Origin of the sequence: Brevibacillus brevis NBRC 100599 (assembly GCF_000010165.1) — a bacterium.
Classification (GTDB): domain Bacteria; phylum Bacillota; class Bacilli; order Brevibacillales; family Brevibacillaceae; genus Brevibacillus; species Brevibacillus brevis_D.
This window is the reverse complement of record NC_012491.1, coordinates 4,722,745-4,744,679: the sequence shown is the minus strand read 5'-3', so window position 1 is coordinate 4,744,679 and position 21,935 is coordinate 4,722,745. Positions and strand designations below refer to the sequence as shown.

The window sequence follows — 21,935 nt, the reverse complement described above, 5'->3', positions numbered from 1 at the left end:
TGATGCAGCAGATGGTTTCCCATTACCAAACCCGCAAAAGAAATAGAGCCTTTGCGGTTATGACGATACTCGCTATCCTCATTTTCATCGCGTTTATTATCAGTATGAACACAGGCTACATACGGTTGTCACCAAGCGATCTTCTGATGACGCTAATTGGTTCTGGAACAGACAAACAAAGTCTGATCTTGTTTGAATTCCGCTTGCCTCGGATTGTCATTTCCCTCCTGATTGGGGCAGGACTTGCCGTATCCGGTTGTATTATTCAAGGAATTTCCCGCAACGCGTTGGCTGAACCTGGTATTTTAGGGATCAATGCTGGTGCTGGCTTGATGGTGATGCTGTTCATTTCGTTTTATCCTTCAACGTCTGCGGCACCTGTTTTTTTGTTGCCAGTGTTGGCGTTGCTTGGGGCCAGCGTGACAGCAGCGCTGATCTTCGTATTGTCTTATAAAAGACACAAGGGATTGTCTCCGACCCGTATCATATTGACGGGGATTGCCGTGGCGGCTGGGATGAGTGCCGCGATGATCGTCTTGACGCTGAAGCTGAGCCCGGACAAGTACCAGTTCGTGGCGACTTGGCTCGCAGGAAGTATCTGGGGGACCAACTGGAAGTTCGTTCTTTCGCTCTTGCCTTGGATCGTCATTTTAATTCCCTATGTTTTTTACAAAGCACGCGTCATGAACGTGCTCAATTTGGGAGAAGAGTTGGCGAAAGGCTTGGGTGCACCCGTTGCCAAAGAGCAATTGAAGCTGCTGGCTGCTGCTGTCGGGCTTGCTGCTTCCTGCGTGGCAGTGAGTGGAGGCATCGGTTTTGTCGGGCTGATCGGTCCGCATTTGGCTCGAAGACTAGTGGGGCCAAAGCATGAGATGCTTTTGCCTACATCTGCGCTGGCGGGTGCGCTACTGGTCATCGTGGCTGATACGATCGGTCGCTGGATCATGCAGCCGTCAGAGATTCCGACTGGGATCGTTGTAGCTGTTATCGGTGCCCCGTATTTCTTGTACCTGCTGGCACGTTCAAAAGCATAGTTTCGCATATGGTGGATATAGCGAGCGTTTTCCCGACGAGTTACGGGGGAGACGCTCGTTTTTTTATCTAGCGAAGTGGGAATGAGGCAATTTGGGAATTGAAAAGAGGGAAAGGTTGGAGGACAATGGGGGAGAAGAAGCAACCGCCTTGTGTTTGTTATAATAACAGCATGAGCATGTATCGGGACAAAAAGGAGTAAAGGCATATGATCGATCGATTAGACCACTTGGTTTTGACGGTAAAAGACATCGAGGCAACCTGTCACTTTTACGAAAAGGTCCTGGGTATGAAGGTAGTTACCTTTGGCGACGGCAGGAGGGCTCTGCACTTCGGCCAGCAAAAAATCAATTTGCATCAAATCGGACAAGAATGGGAGCCAAAAGCGCTGCATCCAGTCGCAGGCTCCGCTGATTTGTGTCTTATCACATCGTTTCCACTGGAACAAGTCATCCAGCATATTCATACATGCGGCGTCCATTTGGTGGAAGGTCCTGTTGAAAAAACAGGGGCCATCGGGCCAATTCGTTCGGTGTATTTTCGTGATCCGGATCAAAATTTAATCGAAGTCTCGCAGTACTTGCCACAGGAATCAGGGGAGGATTCCCTTGCTCCTGCCATCAAGGAGATTTCCAAGAGATTGCAAGAACGTGAACGCGGGACGAGCGGCGCATACAGTGTCTTGCTTCCGCTCGTCAAAATGGCTGACAACCAGCTAGGCATTTTATTTGAAAAAAGAGCCAGTACGATGCGGCGACAGGCGAACGAGGTTTGTTTTCCGGGAGGGCGAGCTGAGCAGAGTGACGAATCCCGTTGGGTGACGGCTGCTCGGGAAACAAGCGAGGAGCTGGGGATTCCACTTGATCAAATTCATTATCTAGGCGAGCTCGATCAGGTGATTGGGCCAGGCTCCTCTATTATCACGCCCTTTATTGGATACGTGGAAGGAATTCCAGAGATGAAGCCGAATCCAGACGAGGTCGGAGAGGTCTTTATCCTTCCACTCGAGCGTCTATTGGCAACACAGCCAGCGAAGTATCTTTCCACTGTCATGTCCGAGCCCGAAGAGGATTTTCCTTATCATCTGATCCCGGGTGGCAAGCGATATCCGTGGAAAATAGGCACAGTCGAGCATTTGTTTTACGAGGTGGACGGGCGTGTCATCTGGGGGTTAACGGCCCGGGTGTTGGCTCAGTTTCTTGAATGGATTCACATCGATGACCGATCAACTGATAGACAATAAAAGCGCTTGTTCAAAAAGTTGAGGAGTGGAAAGCCATGTGGACAAACAATTCGATCACTTCGCATTTACATTTGAAATGGCCGATTATTCAGGCGCCAATGGCAGGGGGAGCGACCACACCTGCCTTGGTAGCCGCTGTCTCAGAAGCAGGGGGACTCGGAACGCTTGGTGCAGCCTATATGTCTCCTGAGCAGATTCGTGAGGCGATCAAGTCCATTCGGGCGTTAACGGATAAACCGTTTGGCGTAAATCTGTTTATCCCGGAAGATTTCGATGCTGACCAGCAGATCGCAGAAGGCGTTGCTCAGGCAATGAATGATGTGCGCGATCGATTGGGCATCCCGCATAATCCGCAGGTGACGCAATTTACAGAGCCGTTTGCTGAGCAGATGGCTGTCGTCTTGGAGGAGGTGCCTGCCGTTTTCAGCTTTACCTTTGGTGTTTTGGATCATCGCTTGCTGGCAGAATTGAAGCAGAGGGGAATCACTGTCATCGGAACAGCGACAACCGTTCGTGAAGCAATTGCATTGGAAGCAAGCGGAGTCGATATGATTGCCGCTCAAGGCAGTGAGGCAGGCGGGCACCGTGGGTCCTTTTTGCCTGATTCACCAAGCAATATGATTGGAACAATGGCGCTCGTCCCGCAAATCGTAGATCGAGTCAAGATACCCGTAATCGCGGCTGGAGGGATTATGGATGGGCGAGGGATCGCAGCAGCACTTGCGCTCGGGGCACAGGCGGCACAGCTTGGAACGGCTTTTCTGACGTGCAAGGAGAGCGGAGCACATGCCCTGCACAAGAAAGCCATTCTAGAGACGAGAGAAGAGTCCATCGTGATGACACGTGCTTTCTCAGGAAAATGGGCAAGAGGCATTCAAAATGAGTTTATGACAACGCTCGCCCCACTTGATCACGAGCTCCCGACCTATCCGGTACAAAATGCCCTGACGAAAGACATTCGAGCAGCAGCGGGCAAGCAGCAGCAACGTGCGTACATGTCGATGTGGGCGGGGCAGGCAGCTCCACTCAGCCAGGAAATCAGCGCGAGTGAGCTCGTTGAAAAGCTGGCAGCGGAGACGACGAGAATTTGCAGCAATCTGGGGCAATGAAGCCACGCCACGCTACAAACGGAGGAAATCAAAGTGAACCAGGAATACGCGCTTAAGGGGAAACTTGTCGCAGATGGACAGGAATTGCATAATGGTCTCGTAGTCGTGGGAAATGGAACGATCACCTATGCTGGCAAGGCTGAAGAGTATGGAAAAGCTTTGCCAGATCATGTGGTGACAGTAGAGGATAGCTGGATTTGCCCTGGATTCGTCGATATGCACATGCATGGGATTGACGGATACGACACGATGGACGGGACGCCGGAATCCCTTCAGGCCATCTCGACTGCACTTGCACGGCATGGGGTGACGTCTTTTTTGGCGACGACGATGACGGCTCCTTATGCTCAGTTGGAGCAGGTGCTGGTAAACATCGCGCAGAACAGCAAGGAAGGGCTTTTGGGGGCACAAGCGATCGGCATCCATCTGGAAGGCCCGTGGATCAATCCTCGCTACAAGGGGGCGCAAAAAGAAGAAAACATCGCGATACCCAAGCTCGATGCAGTGCAAAAGCTTTACGGGCTGTCAGAAGGCCTGATCAAGGTCGTGACGATTGCGCCAGAACAACCGGAAGCACTTGAAGCGATTGCTTGGTTAAAAGAGCGCGATGTCATCGTGTCTGCTGGACATACAGGCGCTACGTTCGCCCAGGCGACGGAAGCGGTAGATGCGGGCGTGCGCCATTTTACACATTGCTTCAATGCCATGACAGGGCTGCATCATCGGGAGCCGGGCGTAGTGGGCGCCGCGATGTATCATGAGCAGTTGAGCACAGAGCTGATCGCAGATGGCATCCATGTGCATCCCGCAGTTATGAAGATTTTGTATCGGGTCAAAACGGCAGAACGGCTCGCGCTCGTCAGCGATTCCATGCGGGCAGCCGCGATGGGCGAGGGGACTTACGATCTTGGGGGACAAGAGGTTCACGTCCATGACAATCAGGCAAAGCTCGCAGATGGAACCCTTGCAGGAAGCATCCTGACGCTGAATCGAGCGGTCGGTAATATGGTGACGCTGAGCGGTGTCTCTTTGCCAGATGCAGTAGAAATGGCTTCCTTGACACCAGCAAGCATCCTTGGCTTTGGCGAGCGAAAAGGACGGTTAGCGGCAGGATATGATGCGGATATTACGGTATTGAATACACAATTTGACGTGACCATGACTTTTGTAGCAGGTAAAGAAGTTTATCACCAGTCAAAATAGTTTCTTATATAGAAAAAAGCAGTCTAAGGTTCGCTCTTGGATTGCTTTTTTTAGCATGAAAGAATAAAGATGTATCCGATCGGTTGTGGTCGGGGCGAAGCCCTGCCACATGTTTTCCAGTCGCCTATATCCTCACTTCGTTCGGGCGGTCTCCTTCCAAACATGTGACAGGGCTTTCGTACAGCTTTTGTCTTCTTCGAGTATTACCCCGATTTAAAGATCAACTCAGGGTGGCTTTCAAAACAATCCCTTAACGATTACCTTCCCGGATGACCTTTCAAAATGTTGTGAACAACAGCTGCGTGGGAAGAAGTGCATTTCCAGTCCAAGCGCCTCTGGAGCCCGACCTAGCTCCGAAATGAATGGCGGGGAATTTCAGCTTCACTTATGAGATACTTCCTCGAAACTTCTACGTTCGAAGCGCTCCCGCCATTCATTTCGGAGCGGACAGTCTTCTCCCCCTTGCGGGGCGGAGGCCGAAGCGTAGACTGGAAATGCACTTCTTCCCCCACCACACCCCCTTTTCACAACTGCTGCTGCAACGCATCCGGTTGAAACCAGATTTTATGAAAGTCTAGCCAACCCGACGAATTGATCGACACGCCTCGTAAAGATTTATGGAACGAAGCAAGGGTCCTTTTCTGAACCAGATACAAGACGGCATAGTTTTCCTTGATCATGGCTTCGATCCTGGCAAGATGGTGCTCACGAGCAAGCCGGTCGGGCTCCTGAAACGTCAAGCCAATCTCCTTGTTGATGGCCAAAGCCAATGATTCATCAAATGCGGGGAGAAAGTAATTTCTTTGCAAATACATCTCCAGCTCGCTGATTTGATCGCTGCTAAACACATTGCCATACAGCTGGCAGTCATGTTCGGGCAAACAATCGCGATTCGAAAATTCCCATGGTTCTCTCACATCGACTGCCAGATGAATGCCATATTCGCCACAACGTTGTTGAATCCATAGCGCATCTTCTTCATGGTAGGCTGTGGTTACGAGACGCAATGTTTCTCCCTGATAGTCGCTTTCTTGTAGCAGGGACATGATTTGGGCATGACAGGGCTGCTCGTTCTCTCTCGCTCTTACCTCCCTTAAAACAGGGTGATACGTGCGGAAGCCTTTTGCCGGGTAGATGCGATCACCGCCCAAATCGGCAATCATTTGATCCCGATCAATCAGCAGATCAAGCGCCTGACGGAACTTGAAATGATTGTGTGGACCGCTCTTCCACTGGTTAAAAACAAGCAAATTACAGCAGGAAAAAAACGCCTCCGTGTCGCACCAGTCCTGACCATCTTGAATGACTGCTTCCCTCAAAGCTTGTGCTTTCGACTGGACACCGTGCGACACCATCACAGACGCCCAATTTGGTTCTTTTAGGCGACCCGTTTCCAACTCGGGGAAGATCAAAATTTCCACACGATCCAACTGCGGTCTCCCTAGAAAATGAGCAGGAAATGCCTCGAGAATACAGATCCCCTCGGTAAGGCGGACCAGTTGAAAGGGGCCTGTTCCGATTGGCTTTTCTCCAAAGCCTTTTTCATCCTGCCAAACGATTTCTTCTGGAACAATGCTTGCGGGTATCGTCGCCAACAGCCTCAGAAGCAAGTAATTCGGTTCTTTAAGCAGGATGCGCACGGTTCTGTCGTCAATGGCGATGAGCTGATCTATGTCACGAAACATCCAGCTTGCTTCATACGTGTCTGGATACAAGCGAAGCCGATTCAGGGAAAAAACAACATCATGAGCAGTCAGTTCCCGTCCGTGATGAAACAGCACGTTCTTTTTCAAATAAAAGGTCCATTTTCTTGCATCTGGACTGCTTTCCCATGAGTGGGCGATGGAAGGTAATATCGAACGACTATTCAGATCATATTGGACGAGTGTATTGAAAATTTGTCCCACCAGATGTGCATCGAAGTGGTAGTAAACCAGACCAGGGTCCAGCGTCACAATCCTGCGGTACACCGGAAAGCGCAAGATATCTTGGTGCGATACCGATTGGCTTGCGAGTTGGCTGGAGAACCCCATTCCTTCCGAGAGCCAATCCATGATCTGATCTTTGGCGGCAGCTTTGCCGTAGCGATTCATGAGCTCCATCGCTTCTTGTACGTCGCCCTTGTTTATTTGCAGCTTGACCTCGGCGAGGAGAATCTCATCGGAATCAGCATAAAGCGTCATGACCGAAACATTCCCGCGCCCACGTCCAGCCTTCCATTCGATCCAATCCAGCTCGACTAGCTTACGGACAATCAGCTTGGCGTGGCGAGGTGTACAGTGCCAAATCCCAGCCAGCTTTTCGATGGTGACAGGGAACGGTTTCCCGATTTCTTCTTGATGAAAAACCGAACGAAGCTCTAAAAAATGCAGAACGGTAACCATGCTGGCCCCCATTTCTCTGATGAAAATAAAACGCATGCTTAAAAAAGGTGATCGGATTCACGCAAATCGAACCCTTTTTCCCCTTTTTCTAGTTCCCTATACTGAAGATAACACGAGAGATAACAAACGGGAATGGGAAAGAGAGATGGGGAGAATGAGATTTCATCCGGTGGCATGGGGTGTCATTGTCGGTACATTTCTGTCACGTACAGGCTTTTTTATGACACTTCCGTTCTTAGGGATTTATTTAGGAAAGGTAAAAGGAATTGATCCAGCGATCGTTGGTTCGATTCTCGCACTCAGCTTGCTTGTTGGAACGATTAGCAGCTTTGCTGGGGGAGCTCTTTCAGACCGAGTGGGGAGATATCCAGTGATGATCACTGCGATGGGAGCTTGGAGCATCGTATTGATTGGATACGTTTTTGCGACGGAGACGTGGATGTTCTTTGTTTTAAGTGCTTGCAACGGCCTTTTTCGAAATGTATTTGAGCCGACAGCCCGTGCCCTGCTGGCGGATGTCACGTCGGATGATCAGCGGGCAGCTGTTTTCAACGCCAGGTATTTCGCGATCAATCTGGGTGGAGCAATCGGTCCGCTCATCGGCTTGCAATTGGGAGCAGGAAGCACATCCTTGTTACCTTTCCTCGTTACCGCCATCATTTTTGCCGTGTATGCAGCTGTGTTGGTGGTATTTATGGTCATGTTCAAGGAACAGCTGAAGAAGGACGTGGCTGCTGATCCGGTCACCATGAATCAGATGGCACGCATTGTTTTTACAGACAAAGTATTTCTTTACTTGTTGCTCGGGAATTTGTTCGTTGCTGGTGCCTACTCGCATCTGGACACGACACTCTCCCTGTACATTGGGCATGATCGGATAGAGGCGTATTCCTTTTTATTTGTAGTGAATACCATCTCCGTTTTAGCGCTTCAATATCCGCTCGCCAAGTTTATGAAGCGCTACTCATCGATGACTGCATTGAAGCTGGGCTGTCTATTGTTTGGATTAGGGCTGTTCGGTTTCGGGCTATTTACAAATTTGTTTTGGCTCTCTGTGTCGATGGTGGTGTTTACGATCGGCGAAATCTTGTGCTTTGTCGTTGGAGATATCCTGATCGGGGAGATTGCTCCCGAGCATTTGCGTGGAGCATATTACGGCGCCAGCGGTTTTGCCTTCCTTGGACAGAGTGTTTGTGCATGGATTGGTGGCGTGTTGCTCCAGGTACTCGGCTTTGGACAAGGGCCTCTCATTTTCGCGATCCTTATGCTGTTGACCTTTATCGCGCTTCCGTTTTATCAACGCGGCCAGTATTTATGGGAGCAGCGGCAACAGCAAAGAAACAGCTGTGAAAAATCCTCACAAGTTATGATTTGAATAGGGTACGTAACATCGAAAAGAAGCACGCTGTCGAGGCATGCTTCTTTTTATTTTTGCCATATCCAACTGACTAGTTGTTCTTCTGAATGACTCCCCACATGTTTCCGCTCGGGTCAAAAAACTTGAGCACCCATCCGAAGCCATCGTTTTGGTAGTGGGTAATCGAGACTTCATGTGCCTGCAAATAATCATGGAGTGCATGCACATCCGAAGTGGTGTACAAAAAGACGGGCATGGGTTGCTGATCAACGGTAAAGGTTGTGGACGTCTGCTCATCCGTTTCCCATAACATCAAGGTGGGTCCCGCAGACAGGGCGAGAAAAGCGGAAGTACGATACCGCGCTTGCAAGGAAAAACCAAGGTGATTGCAGTACCAGTCAATGCCCTCTTCCAAATTTTTCACAGGAATTTGTACGTGAAGCAACGATTCCAAATGTGCCATGACCAATCATTCCCCTCTCCATACTTTTCTTTATATTGCCATAATCCCCCATCTTTCGTTATCATTTTTTGAGAGGAAAGATAGGGGAGGCCATGACATGGGACAGGTAGAACGGGAAAGAGGTCTGAAAAAAGGCACGATCCTGCAAAAAGCGTATCGGATCAAAAAGATCATTTCCACAAGTGAGCTGTCGAATGTGTATGTGGTCTACCATTTGAAAAGCAAGCGGACACTCATTCTCAAAGAGTTTTTCCCTCAAGCATTGGCAATGCGGGATTTGGATCACGTGAAGGTCATTTGTCGCAGACCATCGTTAAAAACCAAATTCGACAGGCTGCTAGACAGCTTTTGGCATGAGGCGTCCCTGCACAAGGAACTGAATCATGCAAATATCATCGGATATATCGACCATTTTGCCGAAAATGGCACAGGTTATCTCGTCGTGGACTATTGCAAAGGGAAGACGCTGGATGCGTATGTATTGGCCCAAACCGAGCTTGATCTGGGAGCATTTTTGCATCAGACGGTACTTCCGATCTTTGACGGATTAGACTATTTGCACAAAAAAGGCATCATACATCGCGATATTAAGCCCAAAAATATCTTGGTCACAGAAGCTGGAGAACCTATGCTGATTGATTTTGGCTCCGCGATCTACTTCGTGAGTGATGAACCCAAGCCGATTGTGACGACTGAAGGATATTCACCGCTTGAGTTTTACTCGGGTCAATCCAAGCAAGGAGTAGTCTCGGATATTTACAGCCTGGCTGCCACGCTGTATTACTGTCTGACCAAAGAGCGTCCCGTTGATGTGGCGGCAAGAGTCATTGAGGATACCTTGCCGGCGATTCGAACACGGAACCCTGATGTTCCGCTGCTGCTGGCGAATGTCATTATGTGGGGATTGGCCGTCGACTCGAAAAAAAGATGCCCCACACTCAAACTGTTTGCGACAGCGATTCGTGCAGAGCATCTGATTTGGAAGGGAAAGGCACGCTTCTCTCTTAAGAAGCTTCCTCACTAGACGATTTCTTAAAGCGAATTTCGATCTCGGTCATCCGATCCTCGAAGGTCACATATACCTTGTCGTTGTATTGGAGGACGAGCTTTTTATGTCGGGGCATGGTTTCCTTGCCCCGCTCAACTGTGCAGTGACTATGATTGACCAAGAGCAGCGTCTGATTTTTTCCCGGCTGGAGGTAAATCTTTTGCGCTTCGGGCAAATGCTCATTCACATCCAAACTGGTGAACAGCTCCTGCAAGGTGATCCGCTGCTTCTTGCCAAAGGAGGCGAGAGGCCAAAACTTGACAGGGATGTCGTTGCCGCTTGCTGTGTGCAGGAAATACCCCTCCAGACGACCTACAAACGCAGGCTTGGGACGTGTAAGCAGGTAAACACCGTAGCCGATCGCAGCTACGAGCAACACAATCATGCTGATGGTGATGTAACGATCCCATACCGAGTGCACGGTAATGACGAGCGGGCCTGTGACGCTTGCGCCTTCTGCATCCGTGGCGGTGATGGTGATTTCAGATGTACCGCTTTTCTCTGGTGACAGCTTTAGAGACGTGTCTTGAATCGTAGCGACAAATCGTTCTTCCGGATCAGCGGTGACGATGGTATAGGTGAGCTTGTCGTTATTGGCATCTATGAAGAACGAACCCAAATCGATAGCCTGCTCGCCGTTTTCTTTCTCAATCGTCAAGGTATTGACCGAGGCAGCAACTGGCGCGATATTCGTAATGTCATAAACGCTCGTCGCCGTTTCGCGATAAAAGTCCGGGCCGTTCATGAAGATTTTCCACTCGTACTTGCCCGTGTGAGGGAAGACGTAGTCGACTGTAAAGCTATCGCCAAGATTCTTCATCGGGACCTTCTCTTCTTTTTTCCCGACGAGATCGTTTACGATCAGTTCTGCTTGCATGGATGCGTACACATCCTTGTCATCCAGTCGTCCCTCCTGATGCTGGAGATAGGTAGTAAACGTGGCCGGATTCCCTTTGATAACCGGTTCAGGCTTGACCTCTACACCAGCCATCAAGCTGTAATTCCCCAGTAAATTGATCTTTACCAAATCCCCAGGTTTACCCCTAAATTTAACGAGATAGTTCCCCTTCTTCGGCTTTTCTATTTTCATCAGCGAGTATTTTTGGGATTTCATAAAATGGACATTCTGCGATTGATAGTACACTTGCGATTCCAGCAGCGGATTGTTGGACAACAAGATGATGTTAGCTTCCTGCATGCTTGAATTAGGTATGGTCACGGTCACTTCCTGCAAACCACCGGTAGCTGTCATGGCCGCCACGGATACGAGCTGGGATTGAATATGCTTGGCAAAAATCTGATTGAAGATTTCAGGCAGATCATCAGTACTTTGTGTGACAAAGGAAGTTCCGCCTGTTGCTTCTGCGATTTTTTTCAATTGTTCCTTCTGGACGGAGCCATCGTTATTGAGACCAATCGTATAGATCGGATAGCCTTGCGCTTTTGCCTTCGAGATAACTGTCTCCACGTCCTTGTTGGATGCTGCCACACTCCTGCCACCCGCATTTTGCCGCAAATCTGTTCCCCCGTCTGACAGAAGGATCAAAAATGGCTTGCGAGCCGGGTCCTTTGCTTTTTCAATCATCTCTGCCCCTCTGCGCAAACCGAGTCCCAAATCGGAATACCCAGAGTAACGCAACCCTTGAATGGTTCGCTTGAGCTGTTCTCGATTTCTTGCTTCGGCCATGCTTGCCGGAGACTGAGCTTGTACAATTCGATCGTTATAGGCGACAAAACCAATGCGGGTACGGGTGGCTTCGCTCATATCAATGAACATACTCATGACCTCTGCGGCTGTTTTGCCAGGGTCCGTTTTGTTCATGGAATTACTCGTATCAACGACAAAGACCGCGTCTACTCCCGCCTCTGCTGTTCCATTTGCCCCAGCAGTTAGAGGGGCGGACAAGAAGAGCATGGGGAGGAGCAGTCCGATGACCACCACTCGAAAAAGTGGCGGCAGAGAGAGGGTTGACTGACGATTTTTGTACATACATTCACCTTTTTTCTGAAAAAAATTTTAAAAAGTTCATGACTTACTAAAATGGGACGATTTACCTATAAATGGTTGTTCGTATAAAAAATCGGTTTCCTATCGCCGATGTATATAAAAGTTAATTGCCCCCATTTTTGTAAATATGAGGTGAATGCATAATGCTCCCCAGCGGCAACTAGGGAGAATTATCTATCAGTCCTTGTGCTACTTTCCTAGTAAGAGAGGGGACAAGGCGAGGCTTATCCCTATTTTTCCGAAGACCTAGGAAAGGAGACTCTGTGTCTTCAGCATAAAACGGAAATCCAAGAAAAGGAAGATTTGTGAAATAAAATGGGTCTAAATACTGAGAATGGTCGTATCGGCATAGGAAATTTTTCACAATCCGCGGAATGTTGACAAATAATGCGGGCAAAGTTTAATTTAGAGGCAAGATTTTTTGTTTGTTTTTGGTATAAATGTCACGTTTTGTATCTTTATTCGTGAAGTAGGACTCATCATTTATCAAGTAGGACTAAGTGGTTATGCAGACAACAGAAAGGGGCCATTTATGGACATTATTAACCAGACCAACCGAACCATGCTGTTCGAAGAGATCAACCCGGAAAAATTGGACCTGATCACCATTGTTGGAGATGTAAAAGGCATTGATAGTCTCAGCGACGACAAGATCAAGGAGATCAACGAGCATCTTCTCGTGCGTAGCTTCGATGAGTTTTTGGACAAGTTCTCCCCGAGCGTGTATTCGTTCTACAATGCAGCGAACCAAAAAGTGATGTACACCTTGAAGAAGCCTGACGGAATTGCAGAGGATGCGATTTCCGAGATCAAGATCGATCAGAGCAACGATTTCTTGAAAATGCTGTTTACCCTGATTGATACGAAGCGCAGCCAAGGGATCACTAACGTGGATTTCAAATTCGAGAATTTGCTCGATATGATTTCCCCGAAAAAAGTGATGGATGACATCCGTCAGGTGCGCAAAGAGATCCACTACTTGTACGGCCATTACGAAAAGCTCGATGATGGCGATCCGAAGAAGCTCGATCTCGGTGACAAGCTGAACACGATGTTCGAGGATGCCAGCAAAAACTACAACAACGTCATGGCGATGCTGCCGCTGGCGATTGAAGATATCAAGACACGATTGCTCTTGGGCGGCGCACAAGAGGAGAACCAATCCGAAGCGATTCAGATCGGGATGCTGACGATTGGGGAAGACGGAGAACTGAAGATCATTGAGGCACCAAAGAGTGACAGCCGCGAGCTGATGGTTCTCGATGAAAACAGCGGAAACGGACTGATGAACGTTTTCGAAGAGGATTACGAGTCGATCACTGAGACACCATCCTCCTATGTAAAAGATCTCGTGGTGCGCACCTTCTGCCCACTGCCGACGGTACATACCGAAGTCAACATTGAGACAGAAGTACAGAACTACAATACGTATCTCGAGTTCTATAAAAACGCCAAGGACGATTTCGTAAAAACGGTGAAGCCTTTGGTGGAGAAAATTTTGGGTGTGAAGATGTTCTTCGATCAGTACGTGACCAAGAACAAAGGCATGCAGCCAGCTATGCTGATCACGAATACGAAGCTCGACATGCTCGTGAAAAGCAGCAACATTCCACGTTTGGAGACCTATCTGAACACGGTCAACGCGAAAAACGACTTCACAGATACGATCTGGTTTGGAATCGTTCCATCCGTTGATATGGATTCCTCCGGAAAAGCACAAGTGACTCGCGAGCGTTTCCGTGGCAACGAAAAAGTCGTCAAGCAGGACGGCAATACGATGGAATCGCTCACCATGCTGCTCCAGGTCGTCAAGGACTTCAAGGTGCAAGTGTTCTTCAGCTTCAGTACAGGTGAAGAAACCACCTTCAACAGCATGGCGACAGCGGGCATTGATAAATACATCGACAAGTGCGGAATTCTGGTGCGCAAGGAATTCAGTGAATTCGCAATCCCGTGCATTCCAAACTTCACGATTATTCCCAAAGATAAATCAGGAGTTGTCATCGACAGCAGAATGCTGCAAACCGAAGACGGCGTGAAGCTGTCCCAGGAAAAAGAAGACATCCTGAAGCTGTGGATCGAGGGTGTTTATGTCGGTGCCAGCTATGTAGCTGCTGGTATCGTGGCAGCGTACCAGTGTCCAGAATACTTGCGCGAAACCTTCAAAGTGGTTAGCCGCGAATATCCGGGTGTGCGCTTTGACATCGAAGCAGGTGAAAATGGATTGCGCGCCATTACCACAATGGCCAAAGAAATCTCCGGCTTCACCAACAACATCAAAGATTCCATCAACCGCAAAAACTTTGGATTCGTCTTCTCTTCGGAAAATGCACAAATTCAAGGCAAAGATATCAAGCGAATTACGGTGTACAAGGCACGCAGCCTCGCTATGGCAGAGGACGGCTTTGATTCCATCTACAAGACACTTGTCAGCACCTATATCGAGCGGATTCTCCGCTTCCAGACGGGTGATTTCAAACACGATAACATCGTGAAGTTCTTCAGCAACAATCCGAGCAGCCAAAAAAGCAAATGGCTGGGCACACGCGGCTTCGTGAACTCCATTATTCACGACGGCGATGACATGAGCTACATCATCGATGACAAGAGCAATCTGTGCCATATCGATCTGGTGTTCAACGGCAATGTGAAAAACCTGGAGGTCACCATCACCAAAGGAACGACTCCGGTCAAAGCATAGCATTGATCCCCTGGAGAGCTGTTTATGAAACTTTTTGACACATTACGCAGGTGGTTAGAGGTGTGTTTCCCAAAACGCACCCTTACACATAAGCCTCGAAGCCAATCAGGTATTTCGAGAGCAAGATCTCATTTCAAGGAGGTTTTATCCATGGGTTTTCGACTCAAAGTAGAAGGTTCTGAAACAATTGAACTGGGCATGGACAACATTCAGACAGTAAAGTACGACACTGACACGCCAGACGATTCCAACGCGCGCTCCACAGATGTGGGTGCAACACTGAGACTGACTGGCAAAATCATCACTGCAACAGATGGTGACAGTGCGGATGACACCATGAAGCTGGCTCTCTGGTCTTTGGTACCAGCAGAAAAAGCGGATTGCTACCGCAAAGTAACATTGGAAGTAATCGCTGCTGATCAAGTGATCCGCAAAATCTACTTCCCGAACGCATTCGTAGTAGATTACAACGAGAGCTTCGGCGATACCGAGGGTGTAGGAACATTCAGCATCTTCATCAAGCAAAAGAAAGACAAAACCGAATTCACCAAAATCGAAGGCGGCTACGCTGTTTAGGTTTTGAGAGAAGTAAGGTAGGAAGAGCCGTACCTCGAAAGCCGTGTTCGAGGTACGGCTCTACAAAATAACGAAAATCATTGCCAGACAGAGGGTGCGCACATGAAAAATTATTACGAGATTCTGGGGCTAACCAAACAAGCTTCCACGAATGACATCAAAAAAGCATACCGTCAACTGGCAAAGCAGCATCATCCGGATGTCAATGCCGGGAGCATGGAGTCAGAGCGAATCTTTAAAGAAATTACCGAGGCCTATCAGACATTGCAAGACCCGGCCTTGCGCGAGGCGTACGACGCGCGTTACGAAGCTTTTCAGCAGAAGAAGCAACAGCAGACCAGTCATACAAGCAGCACAAAACAAGGACAAAGCAAACAGCAAGCACAGTCTGCACCAGGTGTGAACTTCGAAGATTTGGGGAGCACCTTTGAACGATTTTTTGGTTTTCATCCGAAGACGGGTGAGGTTAACCCAAACACCATGAAATCCGAAAAGAAAAATCCACTGGATACAACAGATATGTTTGAACAGTTTTTCCGCATGAAGAAAAAATAAGAAGGAAAAATCGGGCTTGGATGACAGCTCTTTCATGACATAGAGGTAGTAGCAACCTGCTCCTGTCTTTGGATGGATGTCCATACATACACCATTCTCCCAAAGCTCGGAGCATTTTTCTTAAAAGGAAGTCAAAAATTCGTCTTTTGATCACGAAGTCATTCTCGAAGTTCATTCGGCATCGAAATTTACGTTCACCTTTGAAGTCCGGTGCTCATGTAGGTCCCCTACACTGCGCTCCTTCTTCTTTAAGTTCACGTAACTTTCTCGGTGCTGAAAAGACAAATTTTTGAACAAGAGCATTTTGAGGTAGTTGATTGGGGGTTAAGACGTGGCGAAGAAAAAAGGATACCAAAAGTCCATCAGAGTGAAGCTCATAGAGCTGTTGATTTCCGTTCTTGTGATTAGTGCACTCATTTATGTCTTTGGTTATACGGACAGCAACGCTCTGAAAATTTTTACAGGAATCGCCTTCGGACTCTTTTTGTTCGGGGTCATAATCGTCAGATTCGGAAGCCCCGACGAACCGGAGCCAAAGAAAGAGGATGGCGTCACCAAACTGGTTCTATTAGATGAAGAGGGAGAGAGCGTGAAGGAGTGGTTGATCCAAGGGGAGACCTCCCTTTTGATCGGCAAAAGCTCCGCGCAAAACGAGGTTGACATCGACTTGGCGGACGCGGAATACGCTGCCTTGATCAGTAAGCAGCATGCGGTTCTGAATCAAGCGTCCGGGGACTGGTTCATCGAGGATATTCATTCCAAAAACGGTACGGGCATCAAGCAGCCGAACAAACGCGACAAGAGCAAGCTAGAGATTGAACAGCCGCATAAAGTGAAGGCTGGCGACATCATTTACATAGCCAATACCCGCTTGTTGCTGAAATAACAACGGGGGAAACATCGCTTTTACACATACATATCGTCCTTGCACGGAACGAAACGGGGGAGCAGAAGAATGAGTTTGACAAGATGCGCAAATGGTCACATGTTTAGCACCAGAAAACACGGAAGCACCTGCCCTTATTGCAGTATGGTCGTCGAGCCTGGGGCGAAACCGGACAACAAAGCACTGGCGAGAGTGGCGGACGACGATAAGACGATGCCATATCTGGGGGAAACAGAAGGGATTGAACCTGTTACCGGATGGCTGGTATGTATTGAGGGGCCACAACAAGGTCAAGATTACCGCATTATGGCGGAAAAGAACTTCATCGGTCGCGCAGAGGATATGCATATCCGAATCGTCGGAGACAACGCGATCTCTCGCCGCAATCATGCGGTAATTGTCTACGATCCGAAAAAACGCAACTTTTACTTGCTCCCAGGTGATGCGTCGGGGCTTGCCTATCATAACAATGAAGCCGTGTACACACCAGTCGAGCTTACTGCGTACGATGTGCTCCAGCTCGGAAAGAGTACCTTTATTTTCATCCCGCTGTGCGGTGTTCACTTCGAGTGGGACAACTCCAACAAAGGCAAGGAATGATGAGCATGTTTCAACAGGGCGCAATCCCGTATCTGGTCGTCCTTGGCGTGATCATTGCCATTACTCTTTTGTTTCGTCTACGTGCAGCTTTGATCCGGGAAGAAATGAATCCCGTCATCCAGATCGGAAATGGACAGACGATCGGCAGGCGAGAAGAACAGGATGATTACTTTTCGACAGCAACATCGTCTCATGGGACGATTGCGGTCTTGGCTGATGGAATCAGTGGATTGGCTAACGGAAGACTTGCTTCAACGCTTGCCGTGACTACATTTATCCGTGAATTTACTAAGCTGGACAACCCGAAGCATATCTCCCTCTTCTTTTCCCGGGCTGCTTTTCTTGCCAATTCGGAGATTTTGCAGGCCTTAAGAGGAAGTCGGGGTGGGACAACACTGGTCGCTGGCGTAATCGTTGAGGACAAGCTGTATTGGGGAGCGGTTGGAGACAGTATCATTACCGTTTTCCGGAATGGAGAATTCATTCCGATCAATCAAAAAGACATTTATGAGTCGGTGCTGGAGGCGCGTTTTCTGTCCGGTGAGATTACGAAGGACGAGGCGTTGGAGCATCCGCAGAAAAAACAGTTAATCAACTACTTGGGCTACGATAACTTTCAAAATATCGAAATTGGTCGTGAGCCGTTTCCACTTGAAAAGGGAGACAAGGTCATTCTCTGTAGTGACGGCGTTTACGATACGTTAACCGAGATGGAGCTGGAGCAGATTTTGTTCCAAAATATCGCTGCCCATGACGCGGCTGACCAAATCATTGAAGCGGTGGAAAGCAAGCAAAAAGCCAATCAGGACAACGCAACCATTCTCATCCTGGAAAAAGGCTGGTAACGGGGGAGCGGGTAGTACGAATGAGAAAGGACAACAGTGAATTCATTACCGGGTTTCTATCCGAATCAGGCAGCTTCGTTCGCAACAAGGATTACTTTGCCTACGCACAGCTGGATGATATCGCGTGCTGGGTAATCGCCCGTGGATTGGATAACGATCAGGAAGTAGAGAGTGCAGAGTTGGCGGCCAAAAGCGTTCTGGGCTACTTTTTGCAGAAGCCGTCCATTTCGCGTTATCGCATTCGCCGCTATTTGCAGGAGGCCCATCGTGTCCTGCAAGCTGAGAGCCATCGCGTCAGACTAAAAGCGAGCCTGACCGTAATCGTAACGGACTATGCCAGAGTGAGGTACGGGGTTGCTGGTAACACCCGGATGTATCAGTTTCGCAATGGCCGACTGCAATGGCAGAGCAAGGATCAGAGTCTTGCCCAACAGATGGTGGACGGGGAGGAAATTGCAGAGGACGCGCTTGATCAGCACGAGGAGCGCCATAATCTCTTGAGCTATTTGGGGACACCCAATGAATTTCGTCCGTTTGTATCCAAGAAGCTCCCGCTCTATGACGGTGATGTTTTTCTGCTTGCTACCCCTGGTCTGTGGGAAAAGGTGAATCCGGCCGAAATGCAGGACGGTCTACAAGAGGCGAAAGATCCAGAAGCCTGGATCGATACGCTGGAGGACGTGCTTTTGAGCAAGCAGGAGCATGTCGTTCAAAACTACACGGCGGCTGCTATTTTTGCGAACAAAATTTTCAAGACAGACCCGCAAAAAAAGTGGCGGATCATCAAAAGGGTGGCACTCATCCTTCTCGTGCTTGCCTTGGCTGGAGGCGGCGCTCTGCTGTTCAAGATGAAGGAAGCGGAGCGCATTGCGGATGCTGCGACAGGGATGTTCGAGCATGAAACAGCCGGAGACGCTTTCATTGCGGAGGGCGATTATCCGAAGGCACTCAAGGCGTACAGCGATGCCCGAAATGCTGCAAATATCGTGAAAAACAAAATTCAGGCTACTCTCTTGGCCAAAAAGATTCGCATTACACAGTTGATCGTGGATGGAGATACGGCTGTAAAGGATGAGCAGTATACCAAAGCATTGGATAAGTACGACAAGGCGCTCAAAGAAATGAAAGGGCGCGATGATTTTAACGAATCGGAGATTTTGGAGAAAAAAGAAAAGACGCAATCGTATGTGCTCGTCATGCAGTGGAAAAAGGAAGGCGATCTCTTGTTTGAGGGGCAGGATTACGCTGGTGCAGAAGCCTATTACCAAAAGGCGCGCAAGCTGGCGTTGGAAACTTCCTTTGTAACAGGAGAAAAGGAGCTGCGTACCAAGCTGGACGAGGTAGCTTCCAAAAAGACCGGTATCGATAAGGAAAAGAAGACGCTCGACGGCGACAAGCTGGAGAAGCAAGGCGACGAGAGCTATGCAGCACAAGACTTCGAGGGAGCGATCCAATCGTATACGATGGCGCAGGAAATTTATCAGGAGATTGGTGTGCTGGAGAAGGTTTTGGCGATGGAGCGCAAGGTGACAAAAGCAGAGGAGAAGCTGAATCCTCCTGCTGCTCCGTCTTCGGCAGGTGCGCCAGCAGGTCAGCCTTCTGTGCAAGGGACGGGTGCTGGGAGTCAACCTCCGGCAGTTCAGGTGAATCAAGGGGCACCAGTTAATCAGACAGCTCCTGCAAATCAGACCGCACCGGTAAATCAAACAGCTCCGGTGAATCAGACGGCACCGACGAACCAAACAGCTCCGATCAATCAGGCAGTCCCAGTCAATCCGGTGGCTCCAATGTACCAGCTAGTTCCGGTGCCCCCAGTAGTGCCGACCAATCAAGCAGCTCCGCCAGCCGCGACTGCTCCGGCGACTCAGCCAGTTCAGCCACCGCAAGCTAATCCACCAGCTACAGCCAACCCGACACAGGAGGAGGCAGCGAAAACGCCATGAAAGAGATCGTACTGGATCGTTTAAACAAAATGGAGGAGCTGGAGCAGCGCAGATTGCTCAAGCAGATCATGAACGGTGTCTTCCTCAATCTGGTCGAGTACCAGGAGGAGATGCAGAAGAAGCTAGAGGAGCGTGTTTTTTCCGAGATCGAGGACAAGGAAGATAAGCATGACATCTATGTGACCCTCTGCCACCGCGATGACTTTGACCCAATCCACGAGTATTTATACCCGATGATTCCTGGCGATGAGGAAAAGAAGGTATGTGATCGCAAAGAGTTGGCGGTCAAGCTCAGCAACCAGGAAGAAGCGGTCATGATGACGATCTTTTTAGAGTGTGAGTACGACAAGGTTCAGGAGCTGATGATGAGCAAGCGAACCTTCAAGGGTCGTCTGAACACGGCAGGCAATCACTATCCAATCGAGGTGCGCCTCCAACAAAGTCGCGTGTATATGGATGAGCTAGAAAAGCTGTACAACATGTTTCAAAAGAACGGGATGCCGTGGAAAACGGTGAATCATCCTTACGCAAGCAAGTTTTTCGATGTCATTCTGGTTGCCTGTGAGGGCACGTTTACAGAAGACGAAGAGATACTGGAAATGTCGATTACCCTCGATGAGTGGGAGCCTTACAAAAAGCTGGATGTCATCCCGTTATGGAACATCGAGCGCTTGGCTTTAAAAAACATCGGCTTTCCCGTACCTGCCATTGACCGGGTGAACTTCGAGCATGTCCTGTCGTTACGTAAGACGGGTAGCGAGCACGGGTATTTGGTGGATGGAGATGAAGAGCTGATTCGCTATATCAAGCGGTCACCGGAAGAGCTGACGATCGTCTCGCCTCAAGAGAAGTCGGGAGTTTGGAATGTATGCAAAATTACGCAGCCTGTCACGACCCGCATCGGAAGACTGGATTACGAATTAGTGTCCAATCGTCGCAAAAACAGCTTCATTGGGAGCTATGCGCGGAAGCAGGCGATGACCGTACGGGCCAAAGGAGAGATTATCCGGATCGTCCATTCCTTTGAGGCCGCTGAACAGCTGGAGCTAGTGAATGTTGAGATTCGGGATAAAAACAATCGTCCTCCCGCTACATACGGTTTGAATCCGTTCATTAGCGATAATGTGCGCGTAGAAAATGACAAGAAGATTATGGCTCTCGGCTTTCGGAGACGCGGGGCGAACAGCTTTATTCTCCAAGACATGATGAGCTTCCTCGTTTCTGAGGTACAGATGTATTTTCCGGAATACAAGTGTGAAGGAGAATGGGCTTGAATTACATCTGGGATTTGGTTATTCGTGCAAAACGCGCCGGGATCGCCAATAAAGACATCCAGTTCAAAGCCGCCAAAGTATATTCGCCCTACATGGAGCTGAGTCATGAGGCCATCAACGCCAAAGCGGTGGAAAAAACGGTAGAGGTGAATCCGTACTATCGCTTCGACGATATTTTCCGTGACCTTTTTGACGCCAATTACTCTGACGATGCAGAGCTTCGGCATACCTTGTTTGATATCATCATCCATCTGCTGGCCGAGATCGATCTGTCGCAAGGGATGAACAAGCGTGAATACCACATCCGCTTTGTATTGCGCGACTTGGAAGCGGGGCTGTTCGGCAGTCGGGTACAGGAAAATATCCGACTTTTTACCAAAGAGGAGCGAGAGATTATCGCGGGCAATATTTTGCGCTTGTATGAGACCGGCGAAGCGGTGTACCTGCTCAAGGATACGATGCGAAAAATATTCTCTCACTCTACCATTTACGCCAATTGTGAAGAAAAAGATGAGCTGCTGATTTACGTCGGGCAGTCGGAGAGTGAAACCGCACAAGCCAAGCTCGCTTTAATCAAGGATATTTTTCTACCGGTTCGGTTCCATACAGAGATTTATTGGCGAAACCATTTTGGCATTTTGGATGTCGAGGAAACGATGCAAATCGACAGTGTTGCACTGTACTAGAGGTTTTTGACCGATTGACCCC

Annotated in this window: 18 protein-coding genes; 15 read left to right on the top strand and 3 right to left on the bottom strand. The window is 48.9% G+C overall.

The genetic code is table 11. The features are described from left to right. The first annotated feature begins 2 nt into the window (after positions 1-2). The 4 genes from BBR47_RS22505 (at position 3) to nagA (ending at position 4,587) form a co-directional block, all read left to right on the top strand. Positions 3-1,034 carry a FecCD family ABC transporter permease gene (locus BBR47_RS22505; RefSeq protein WP_015892730.1) on the top strand — a complete coding sequence of 344 codons (1,032 nt, stop codon included), beginning with the start codon at positions 3-5 and terminating at the stop codon, positions 1,032-1,034. Positions 1,035-1,240: 206 nt separating this feature from the next. Continuing rightward, a complete protein-coding gene (locus tag BBR47_RS30540; protein ID WP_015892729.1) occupies positions 1,241-2,275 on the top strand; it encodes an NUDIX domain-containing protein in 1,035 nt (344 codons plus the stop codon). 35 nt (positions 2,276-2,310) lie between these two features. Next, complete coding sequence (locus tag BBR47_RS22495) at positions 2,311-3,384, top strand: NAD(P)H-dependent flavin oxidoreductase (RefSeq protein WP_015892728.1); 1,074 nt, start codon at positions 2,311-2,313, stop codon at positions 3,382-3,384. 33 nt (positions 3,385-3,417) lie between these two features. After that, positions 3,418-4,587 (top strand): N-acetylglucosamine-6-phosphate deacetylase, encoded by a 1,170-nt coding sequence (gene nagA / locus BBR47_RS22490; protein ID WP_015892727.1) that lies wholly within the window; start codon positions 3,418-3,420, stop codon positions 4,585-4,587. A gap of 524 nt (positions 4,588-5,111) precedes the next feature. Here nagA and BBR47_RS22485 read toward each other — a convergent pair. Then, on the bottom strand, positions 5,112-6,971 hold the full coding sequence (locus BBR47_RS22485) for an SgrR family transcriptional regulator (RefSeq protein ID WP_041749583.1): 1,860 nt from the start codon (positions 6,969-6,971) through the stop codon (positions 5,112-5,114). Positions 6,972-7,125: 154 nt separating this feature from the next. Here BBR47_RS22485 and BBR47_RS22480 point away from each other — a divergent pair, with 154 nt between their 5' ends. Further along, on the top strand, positions 7,126-8,346 hold the full coding sequence (locus tag BBR47_RS22480; protein WP_015892725.1) for an MDR family MFS transporter: 1,221 nt from the start codon (positions 7,126-7,128) through the stop codon (positions 8,344-8,346). Between the two features lie 73 nt (positions 8,347-8,419). Here BBR47_RS22480 and BBR47_RS22475 read toward each other — a convergent pair whose 3' ends face one another. Beyond that, a complete protein-coding gene (locus BBR47_RS22475) occupies positions 8,420-8,791 on the bottom strand; it encodes a VOC family protein (RefSeq protein WP_015892724.1) in 372 nt (123 codons plus the stop codon). Positions 8,792-8,888: 97 nt separating this feature from the next. Between BBR47_RS22475 and BBR47_RS22470 the strand changes: the two genes are divergently transcribed. Beyond that, positions 8,889-9,815 carry a serine/threonine protein kinase gene (locus BBR47_RS22470; protein WP_015892723.1) on the top strand — a complete coding sequence of 309 codons (927 nt, stop codon included), beginning with the start codon at positions 8,889-8,891 and terminating at the stop codon, positions 9,813-9,815. On the opposite strand, the gene BBR47_RS22465 is transcribed toward BBR47_RS22470, so the two are convergent. Beyond that, positions 9,796-11,829 (bottom strand): VWA domain-containing protein, encoded by a 2,034-nt coding sequence (locus tag BBR47_RS22465; RefSeq protein ID WP_015892722.1) that lies wholly within the window; start codon positions 11,827-11,829, stop codon positions 9,796-9,798. The two genes, BBR47_RS22470 and BBR47_RS22465, sit on opposite strands and share 20 nt — an antisense overlap. 550 nt (positions 11,830-12,379) lie before the next feature. Between BBR47_RS22465 and BBR47_RS22460 the strand changes: the two genes are divergently transcribed. The 9 genes from BBR47_RS22460 to BBR47_RS22420 all read left to right on the top strand — a co-directional run bounded on the left by BBR47_RS22460 (position 12,380) and on the right by BBR47_RS22420 (position 21,913). Continuing rightward, entirely contained in the window at positions 12,380-14,548 is a 2,169-nt protein-coding gene (locus tag BBR47_RS22460; RefSeq protein WP_015892721.1) for a hypothetical protein, read from the top strand. A gap of 150 nt (positions 14,549-14,698) precedes the next feature. Further along, positions 14,699-15,124: a hypothetical protein gene (locus BBR47_RS22455; protein WP_015892720.1), complete on the top strand. Its 426-nt coding sequence runs from the start codon at positions 14,699-14,701 to the stop codon at positions 15,122-15,124. Positions 15,125-15,226: 102 nt separating this feature from the next. Beyond that, a complete protein-coding gene (locus tag BBR47_RS22450) occupies positions 15,227-15,679 on the top strand; it encodes a J domain-containing protein (RefSeq protein ID WP_015892719.1) in 453 nt (150 codons plus the stop codon). 331 nt (positions 15,680-16,010) lie between these two features. Continuing rightward, positions 16,011-16,565, top strand: coding sequence for an FHA domain-containing protein (locus tag BBR47_RS22445; protein WP_015892718.1), 555 nt, complete (start codon positions 16,011-16,013; stop codon positions 16,563-16,565). Between the two features lie 69 nt (positions 16,566-16,634). Next, positions 16,635-17,165, top strand: a complete 531-nt coding sequence (locus tag BBR47_RS22440; RefSeq protein ID WP_015892717.1) for an FHA domain-containing protein — start codon at positions 16,635-16,637, stop codon at positions 17,163-17,165. A 5-nt stretch (positions 17,166-17,170) separates the two neighbouring features. Then, entirely contained in the window at positions 17,171-18,010 is an 840-nt protein-coding gene (locus BBR47_RS22435; RefSeq protein ID WP_015892716.1) for a PP2C family protein-serine/threonine phosphatase, read from the top strand. A 20-nt stretch (positions 18,011-18,030) separates the two neighbouring features. After that, positions 18,031-19,953: a PP2C family protein-serine/threonine phosphatase gene (locus BBR47_RS22430; RefSeq protein ID WP_015892715.1), complete on the top strand. Its 1,923-nt coding sequence runs from the start codon at positions 18,031-18,033 to the stop codon at positions 19,951-19,953. Then, positions 19,950-21,227: a hypothetical protein gene (locus tag BBR47_RS22425; RefSeq protein WP_016743186.1), complete on the top strand. Its 1,278-nt coding sequence runs from the start codon at positions 19,950-19,952 to the stop codon at positions 21,225-21,227. The genes BBR47_RS22430 and BBR47_RS22425 overlap by 4 nt, the downstream gene beginning before the upstream one ends. Then, entirely contained in the window at positions 21,218-21,913 is a 696-nt protein-coding gene (locus tag BBR47_RS22420) for a hypothetical protein (protein ID WP_015892713.1), read from the top strand. Before BBR47_RS22425 ends, BBR47_RS22420 begins: the two co-directional genes overlap by 10 nt. The last annotated feature ends 22 nt before the right edge of the window (positions 21,914-21,935 follow it).

Coding starts and splice junctions, on each gene's coding strand:
- BBR47_RS22505 (WP_015892730.1), top strand. CDS start 3: ATGCAGCAGATGGTTTCCCATTACCAAACCCGCAAAAGAAATAGAGCC.
- BBR47_RS30540 (WP_015892729.1), top strand. CDS start 1,241: ATGATCGATCGATTAGACCACTTGGTTTTGACGGTAAAAGACATCGAG.
- BBR47_RS22495 (WP_015892728.1), top strand. CDS start 2,311: ATGTGGACAAACAATTCGATCACTTCGCATTTACATTTGAAATGGCCG.
- BBR47_RS22485 (WP_041749583.1), bottom strand. CDS start 6,971: ATGGTTACCGTTCTGCATTTTTTAGAGCTTCGTTCGGTTTTTCATCAA.
- BBR47_RS22480 (WP_015892725.1), top strand. CDS start 7,126: ATGAGATTTCATCCGGTGGCATGGGGTGTCATTGTCGGTACATTTCTG.
- BBR47_RS22475 (WP_015892724.1), bottom strand. CDS start 8,791: ATGGCACATTTGGAATCGTTGCTTCACGTACAAATTCCTGTGAAAAAT.
- BBR47_RS22470 (WP_015892723.1), top strand. CDS start 8,889: ATGGGACAGGTAGAACGGGAAAGAGGTCTGAAAAAAGGCACGATCCTG.
- BBR47_RS22465 (WP_015892722.1), bottom strand. CDS start 11,829: ATGTACAAAAATCGTCAGTCAACCCTCTCTCTGCCGCCACTTTTTCGA.
- BBR47_RS22460 (WP_015892721.1), top strand. CDS start 12,380: ATGGACATTATTAACCAGACCAACCGAACCATGCTGTTCGAAGAGATC.
- BBR47_RS22455 (WP_015892720.1), top strand. CDS start 14,699: ATGGGTTTTCGACTCAAAGTAGAAGGTTCTGAAACAATTGAACTGGGC.
- BBR47_RS22450 (WP_015892719.1), top strand. CDS start 15,227: ATGAAAAATTATTACGAGATTCTGGGGCTAACCAAACAAGCTTCCACG.
- BBR47_RS22440 (WP_015892717.1), top strand. CDS start 16,635: ATGAGTTTGACAAGATGCGCAAATGGTCACATGTTTAGCACCAGAAAA.
- BBR47_RS22435 (WP_015892716.1), top strand. CDS start 17,171: ATGTTTCAACAGGGCGCAATCCCGTATCTGGTCGTCCTTGGCGTGATC.
- BBR47_RS22430 (WP_015892715.1), top strand. CDS start 18,031: ATGAGAAAGGACAACAGTGAATTCATTACCGGGTTTCTATCCGAATCA.
- BBR47_RS22425 (WP_016743186.1), top strand. CDS start 19,950: ATGAAAGAGATCGTACTGGATCGTTTAAACAAAATGGAGGAGCTGGAG.
- BBR47_RS22420 (WP_015892713.1), top strand. CDS start 21,218: ATGGGCTTGAATTACATCTGGGATTTGGTTATTCGTGCAAAACGCGCC.